This is a genomic window from Clostridium sp. 1001270J_160509_D11, assembly GCF_015667935.1.
Taxonomy (GTDB): Bacteria; Bacillota; Clostridia; order Peptostreptococcales; family Peptostreptococcaceae; genus Intestinibacter.
The window spans coordinates 1-8,127 of sequence record NZ_JADPET010000134.1 but is presented as its reverse complement, the minus strand read 5'-3'; the positions used below and the strand labels follow the sequence as shown (position 1 = coordinate 8,127).

Below are 8,127 nucleotides of genomic sequence, written 5' to 3'. Positions count from 1 at the left end.
AAAATAGATATATTATTAAATTTGGAACATACAAAGTGATTTTTAACAAAGAATTTGCAAAAAATATTCCTACTTTAATATGACAACAATGATGAATAATTTATCTCAATTTTAATAAATTAGGAATATAATTAATTTGAAAAAATTTTTTATTTTAACTATAATGAATAAGGAATAAATATATACAAAAAATAATTAAGACCTGTAAGTGAAGAGGTCCTTTTATAACGCGTGGAAAATGAAAATTCAAGAGGTGAAATTATGAATAGTGTTGTTATTGTTGCTGCAGGAAGCGGAAGACGAATGAATCTAGACATAAATAAGCAATATATAAAATTAGACGAAAAAGAAATGATAGCTCATACGATAGATGTTTTCTATAGCAATGAAAATATAGACGAGATAATTGTCTGTATAAGAGAAGAAGAGGCATATTTTTTTGAGCATGAAATATTAGATAAATATGATTTTAGAAATATAAAAATAGCATATGGTGGTAAAGAACGACAAGATTCTATTTATAATGGATTAAAGCAACTAGATTCAAATAGTAATATTGTTTTAATACATGATGGAGCTAGACCATTCGTAAGTCATGCAATAATAAATGAAACTATAGAAGTTGCTAAGCAAAAAAAGGCAGCTGTAGTAGGTGTACCAGTTAGAGACACAATAAAAGTAGTTGAAAATGGGGTTGTTAAAAGTACACCAGCTAGAGAAACTCTATGGTCAGCACAAACACCACAGACTTTCGATAAAAATCTAATACTTAGAGCATATGAAAATGCATATGAAAAGAATTTTTATGGAACAGATGATTCAATGTTAGTAGAATTTTTAGGTCAAGAAGTTACTATGGTTTTAGGTTCTTATGAAAATATAAAAATAACAAATCCAGAAGATATCAATGTAGCAGAACAAATATTAGATTTAAGAAAAAAATCAAAAATGGGAAAAAGAATCAAAAAAATAGTATAATAATTTGAAATATAATTTAAATAATATATAGAAGTTTATACGGATTATTTTTAGATAGGTGCAACGTATAATGATAGAAGGGTCTTTAATTGAGGGAATAATTCACACAATATAGAAGGGGACAAGTAAATTTATCATAATACGTTGCTTTTTAATTTAAATATTTAAACTTATAAACTAAATAAAAATACATATAAAAAGTTTTAGAATTTATTAATTTTAAATAATAATTCTAAAATTATAGGAGGGTAATATGAGAGTTGGAATAGGATATGACGTTCACAAATTAGTTGAAAATAGAAAATTGATATTAGGTGGTGTAGAGATAGAGCATGATAAAGGTCTTTTAGGACATTCTGATGCTGATGTATTAGTACATGCAATGATGGATTCTATCTTAGGGGCATTAGCTTTAGGCGATATTGGTAAGCACTTCCCAGATACAGATCCAAAATATAAGGGAGCAGATAGTATAAAGTTATTAGAATTTGTAAATAATTTAATAGAAAGTAAAGGTTATAAAGTAAACAATATAGACAGTATAATTGTTGCACAAGCACCTAAAATGGCTCCACATATCTTAAAGATGAGAGAAAATGTATCAAAGGCTATGAATATAGATATTGACTGTGTAAGCATAAAGGCAACAACAGAAGAAGGACTTGGTTTCACGGGGAACAAACAAGGAATATCATGCCAGTCAATCTGTTCTTTAATTAAAGTTGACAATAAATAATAAATAATATATTATAAAATAGATTATGAAAATCATTAAAATATAACAAAAGCAATGATTAAGAAATAGTAGAAAATTTGAGTCTTTACAGAGAGGGAGCGTTGGTGAGAGTTCCTATGATGATGTTTTTGAACCAGTCTTTTAGCATAAAAACGGTAAAAAGTTTTTACGGTAGGGACCGTTATATCCCCATGAGAGAGCTTCTTATTGTAAGCTAATTAGAGTGGTACCGCGGAAATATAACCTTTCGTCTCTTTTTATAGAGATGAAGGGTTTTTTTAATACAGAAAAAACTTAAGGAGGAATAATCAGAGATGAGAATGTCAAAAATGTTAATGCCAACATTAAAAGAAATACCATCTGATGCAGAGATAACAAGTCATCAGTTAATGCTTAGAGCTGGTATGATAAGAAAAATGGCATCAGGAATTTACAACCAATTACCAATGGGTATAAGAGTCTTCAGAAAAGTAGAAGATATAATAAGAGAAGAAATGAACGCTAAAGGGGCACAAGAAATATCATGTGCACTATTAGTTCCTGCTGAATTATGGCAAGAATCAGGAAGATGGGATGTTATGGGTCCTGAAATGTTCAGATTAAAAGACAGAAATGGTAGAGATTACTGTCTTGGACCAACACATGAAGAAACTTTCACACACATAGTAAGAAATGAAATAACTTCATACAAACAACTTCCTCTTAACTTATACCAAATCGAAACTAAATTCAGAGATGAAAGAAGACCAAGATTTGGTGTTATGAGAACTAGAAACTTCACAATGAAAGATGCTTACAGCTTTGATGCTGACCAAGAAGGATTAGATAAATCATACAACGATATGTTTGATGCATACACTAGAATATTTGCTAGATGTGAATTAGACAACAGTCCAGTTCAAGCAGACTCTGGTGCTATGGGTGGTTCTGCATCTGCAGAATTCATGGTTAAATCAGAAGTTGGTGAAGATGAAATAGTATTCTGTAGTGGATGCGATTATGCAGCAAATATAGAAAAAGCTACTTCAGTTAACCACGAAGCATCAACTGAAGAAATGAAAGAAATGAGTGAAATAGAAACTCCAAATGTTCACACAATAGAAGAATTACAAGACTTCTTCAAAATGGAAGCTGGACAATTTGCAAAAACATTAATATATTATGCAGACGGAAAAACAGTAGCAGTAGTTGTTAGAGGAGACAGAGATGTTAACGAAACTAAAGTTGCTAATGCTATAGGTGGAGCTGTTGAGTTTGAACTTGCAAGCGAAGACACAATAAAAACAGTTACTGGTGCAGAAGTTGGATTTGCTGGACCAATAGGAATAAAAACTGATTACTTATTCATAGACCAAGAAGTAGTTGATCAAAGAAATGTTATAATCGGTGCTAACAAAACTGGTTACCATATACAAAATGCTAACTTCGGTAGAGATTTCGAAGGGCAAGTTGGCGATTTCAGAAATGTTCAAGAAGGAGATAAATGTCCAAAATGTGGTGGATCTCTTGAAATAATGAGAGGTGTTGAAGTTGGACACATATTCAAATTAGGAACTAAATATTCTGAAGCTATGGGAGCTACTTTCTTAGACCAAAACGGTAAATCTCAACCAATGATAATGGGATGCTACGGAATAGGTGTTGAAAGAACTGTTGCAGCTGTAATAGAACAACATCATGACGAAAACGGAATAATATGGCCATTAGCATTAGCTCCATACCATGTAGTTGTTGTTCCAGTTAACGTTAAGAAAGAAGAACACTTAGAAAACGCTGAAAAAATATACAATGAATTACAAGTAGCTGGTGTAGAAGTATTATTAGACGACAGAAATGAAAGAGCTGGATTCAAATTTAAAGACTCTGATTTATTAGGTATACCAATGAGAATTACTGTTGGTAAAGATATAGTAGACGGAAAAGTTGAGTTCAAATTAAGAAAAGAAGCTGACAAAGAAATAATATCTGTTGATGAAGTATTAGACAGAGTAAAAGCTGAATTTGTTAAAAACAACGTAAAATTAGGATAAATTAATCTAAAAAATAAAGCTCAATTACTTTATAATATAGGGATTGAGCTTTATAATAGATAAAGTAGAAATTATAAATAATATTACTAAAAATGATAGTAGATCATAAAACTATTATCACTTAAAAATAGGAGGTAAAACATGAGTGAAGTAAGAGTAAGATTTGCTCCAAGTCCAACTGGATTTGTTCATATAGGTAGTTTAAGAACTGCTTTATACAACTACTTATTTGCTAAAAAAATGGGCGGAAAATATATATTAAGAGTAGAAGATACTGATAGAACTAGATTAGTTGATGGTGCTATAGAAAACATGCTAAATGCTATGAAATGGGCTGGCGTTAACCATGACGAAGGTGTTATGTTAGACGAAAACGGAAACGTAGTTCAAAAAGGTGAATATGGACCATACATACAATCAGAAAGATTAGATATATACCAACAATATATAAAAGAATTATTAGATAGCGGAAAAGCATACTACTGCTTCTGTACAAAAGAAAGATTAGACGAAGTAAGAGAAAAACAAAAAGAAGCTGGTGAAACTCCAAGATACGATGGTCACTGTAGAGATTTAACTCAAGAAGAAATAGACGCTAAAATAGCTGCTGGTGAACCATATGTAATAAGATTAAAATTACCAGAAAATCACGTAATAAGATTTACAGATTTAGTTAGAGGAGAAACTGAATTCAACACTAACGACTTAGATGATCAAGTATTAATAAAAACTGATGGATTCCCAACTTACCACTTTGCAGTTGTAGTTGATGACCATCTAATGAAAATAACTCACGTAATAAGAGGGGAAGAATGGGTTTCTTCAACTCCGAAACACGTTTACTTATACGAAGCATTCGGATGGGAAGCTCCAAAATTCGTTCACTTACCAAACATACTTAATAAAGAAAAGAAAAAATTAAGTAAGAGACATGGTGACGTTGCAGTAGAAGACTTCAAGAAAAAAGGATACTTACCAGAAGGATTAGTTAACTATGTTGCATTAGTTGGTTGGTCTCCAGAAGAAAATAAAGAAATATTCTCTATGGAAGAATTAGAACAAGCATTCTCTATAGAAAGAGTTTCAAAAAGTGGTGGAGTATTTGACACAGAAAAATTAAACTGGGTAAACCAACACTACATGAAAGATGGAGATGATGATGTTTTAACTAAATTAGCTATACCATTCATCGTTGAAGCTGGATATGTAACTGCTGAAGAAGCTGAAGAAAAATACGACTTCTTAAAATCAATAGTATCTTTATTAAAAGAAAAATTACACTTTGTAAAAGAAATAACTGACCATATATCAATATTCTTTGGAGATAAAGTAGAAGTTGAAACTGAAGAAGGTGCAGAATTCTTAAAAATGGAACACATACCTACTTTAGTTAATGCTTTAGAAGAAAAAATATCAGAAGTAGATGTTTTAACTGAAGAAACAGTACAAGCTATATTAAAATCTATCCAAAAAGAATACAAAATAAAAGGTAAAAACCTATACATGGGTACTAGAATACCTCTTACAGGGCAAATGCACGGTGGAGATTTAGCTAAAACTATGGTTATATTAGGTAAAGATCTTTGCTTAAAAAGATTAGCATATGCTAAAGAAAATTTAATATAATTTATTTGTAAAAATAAATATTAATATAAAAAATCCAAATCGGATATTATATCTTAGATTTGGATTTTTTTATGTTTAAACTCGAAACCATAGTTAAATTAAATGATTTTATTTGTATAACTATATAATTTATTATTATATTCATGGGATTTTAAAATTTGTAAGTTCTACAAAAAAATATAACTATGAAAAAACAATTTAATTTGTTATCATATATTGTATGCATTAAATTATATAAATTTAGACAACAAAAAGGGAGAATATAGTTATGAAGAAATATGACATAGCAAAAGCTATAAAAGAGTATTTTATAGTGACAGTTGGTGTAATATTAGTTGCTTTTGGGCTTCAATATTTTTACTCACCTAACGATATAGCAGGAGGCGGGTTAAGTGGTTTATCATTAGTTATAAATCATTATGTACCAGCACTATCAATAGGAACTCTAGTATTTTTAGGTAATTTAATATTATTTGCAATAGCGTTTTTATTAATTGGTAGCGACTTTGGTGCAAAAACTATATACGCAAGTTTTGCATTATCATTTGTAATGGACTTTATGGAAAAAGTAATGCATAGTTATGCATTAACAACTAATTTAGCTTTAGCAGTTTTATGTGGGACTTTAATAATAGGAACAGGTCTTGCAATAGCATTTTCAATAAATGCATCTACGGGTGGAACTGATATATTAGCTAAAATATTAAATAAATATACAAACTTTAATATAGGAATAGCTTTATTAATGGTAGATTTATTCGTTGTTGTAGCTGGTGCATTTACTTTCGGACTAAACAAAGGATTCTATTCATTAATAGCTGTAATAGTAAATGGATTATTAGTAGATAGAGTAATAGATATGATAGCTAAACATAAAGAGAAAAAAGCTTTAGAAGAGTCAAATAAAGAGGAAACAGTAGCTTAATAATATATAATGTACACAGAATAGATTAAAAAAAAGAGAGTTTATTATAAAACTAAAAGAAAGGGAGTATTGAAAAATAGTTTTTATACTATTTTGCAACACTCCCTTTTTTATTAAAATTTTTATGCTAAAGCTTCGTATTCCTCTTTAGCAGCTAATTTTATTTCAGCTATTTTTTCTTGTACTTCTTTCATTTTTTCATCATCTAATTCATAGAATTTCATAGCTATTAGTGAAGCAATCCATCCTAACATTGGCATTCCTATGTATAATCCAACTGTCACCCAGAATACACCAGGAGTATAAGCATCTCCAACTTGAGGCATTGCAGAAGTATATCCTATATATGCAACAGCAAGACCAACTATAGTTGTACCAAAGGATGATATCATTTTATCAACGAATGAGAATAAAGTTCCCATCATACCAGGTACATATCTTCCTGTTAAATAAGTTTCATAATCTGCACAGTCAGCTATCATAGGTATAACTATACCACCAGATATTGAACCGAATCCTTTACCTAAGCACACTAAAGTTATCCATAAAACAGTCATCATTCCGAAGTTATCTAGAGAGATTTGAGTTGGATCTCCGAATACTAGTAAAGCAAATACACCTATATAAGTTAAGATACATAACCATGTAAATCTAACTAATGCTTTTTTAGAACCAAATTTAGAAGCATATTTTGTTCCGATTAATATCATTATAAATGATGGAATCATTGTTATCATAGACATTTTACCATATAGTCCATAGTTACCCATTACTATACCATATAACATTACCATAACAGTTGAGTTATTACCTGCTTGTATTGCTAATTTATCAGTAGCTGCAGATACAACAAGCATTTGTAATGGACGATTTCCTTTTAAAACACTTACATAATCTCTAAATTTAACTTTAGGAGCTTTTTTACCAGTACCAAAGAACTCTATTCTATCTTTAGACCATATACCTGTAATTGCTAATGCAGTTAATACACCTGATATTAATATAAATGTTAGTGAGAATTCTTGCATTGCTTGGAATGTAAATCCACCATATTTAGGAGCTATATATCCAGATGCGTATTGAGCACCAGCTGCAAATATAAATAAGTTATAAATACTGTCGAATCTAGTGAATAAAGGTCTTTGAGATGGATCATTTGTTAAACAAGCTTGTCCAGCCTTAGTACAAGCTGTTTGGAACGTATATCCGATTATATATAGAGCGTAAAATACTATAAACCCAATCATTTTTAGATTTTCTGGGAATAAGTGTAGAGTATTATACATTGTCAATATACTTACTGCCATTATAGAATAACCTATAAGTATCATAGGTCTAAATTTACCAAATTTACCGTTTGTCTTATCAATTATAAATCCTATTATTGGGTCTGTGATAGCATCAAACATACGCATTGATGTTAGAAGTGATGATACTAATACTACTGATAATCCTACAACACCTGTTGCATAATAAGAAACATACCCCATTAAAAGCATTATTACATTTGTTGCTGTATTGTTGAATGCAAAGCACCCTATTTGCCATGTCTTGGCACGGTTATAGTTGATTTGTTTTGCTGTTTCCATTTTGTCCCCCTATTATTAAAGAATTGATAGTTTGTACTTTGTATGGATTGATTAATACTTAAATTAGTAAGATTTTAGAATTGGAATGATATAAAATTAACGATTGCGTATGAATAAAATATCCACTTCAATAACTTAAAAACGTTTTCTTGATATCGTTTAAAAAAAGTATTATATAATTAAGCTAAATTTTATTTTACACAATATAGAATGTGGATAAAAATTTAACATAAAAATATAAAA

General features: G+C 29.9%; 6 protein-coding genes and 1 other annotated feature. Of the genes, 5 read left to right on the top strand and 1 reads right to left on the bottom strand.

All coding sequences use genetic code 11. The features are described from left to right. Positions 1-261 precede the first annotated feature (261 nt). From ispD to I4U58_RS11180, 5 genes are all read left to right on the top strand, one after another. The gene (ispD, locus tag I4U58_RS11200) at positions 262-978 is read left to right on the top strand and encodes a 2-C-methyl-D-erythritol 4-phosphate cytidylyltransferase (RefSeq protein ID WP_195931433.1); all 717 of its coding nucleotides are present in this window, start codon (positions 262-264) and stop codon (positions 976-978) included. Between the two features lie 253 nt (positions 979-1,231). After that, complete coding sequence (gene ispF / locus I4U58_RS11195) at positions 1,232-1,714, top strand: 2-C-methyl-D-erythritol 2,4-cyclodiphosphate synthase (RefSeq protein ID WP_195931432.1); 483 nt, start codon at positions 1,232-1,234, stop codon at positions 1,712-1,714. A 45-nt stretch (positions 1,715-1,759) separates the two neighbouring features. Beyond that, positions 1,760-1,972: a binding site (T-box leader), on the top strand. 56 nt (positions 1,973-2,028) lie between these two features. Next, on the top strand, positions 2,029-3,744 hold the full coding sequence (locus tag I4U58_RS11190; protein ID WP_195931431.1) for a proline--tRNA ligase: 1,716 nt from the start codon (positions 2,029-2,031) through the stop codon (positions 3,742-3,744). 141 nt (positions 3,745-3,885) lie between these two features. Next, positions 3,886-5,370: a glutamate--tRNA ligase gene (gene gltX / locus I4U58_RS11185; protein WP_195931430.1), complete on the top strand. Its 1,485-nt coding sequence runs from the start codon at positions 3,886-3,888 to the stop codon at positions 5,368-5,370. 268 nt (positions 5,371-5,638) lie between these two features. Continuing rightward, on the top strand, positions 5,639-6,295 hold the full coding sequence (locus I4U58_RS11180; RefSeq protein WP_195931429.1) for a YitT family protein: 657 nt from the start codon (positions 5,639-5,641) through the stop codon (positions 6,293-6,295). 122 nt (positions 6,296-6,417) lie between these two features. On the opposite strand, the gene I4U58_RS11175 is transcribed toward I4U58_RS11180, so the two are convergent. Then, positions 6,418-7,884, bottom strand: a complete 1,467-nt coding sequence (locus tag I4U58_RS11175; protein WP_195931428.1) for an MFS transporter — start codon at positions 7,882-7,884, stop codon at positions 6,418-6,420. Between the last annotated feature and the right edge of the window lie 243 nt (positions 7,885-8,127).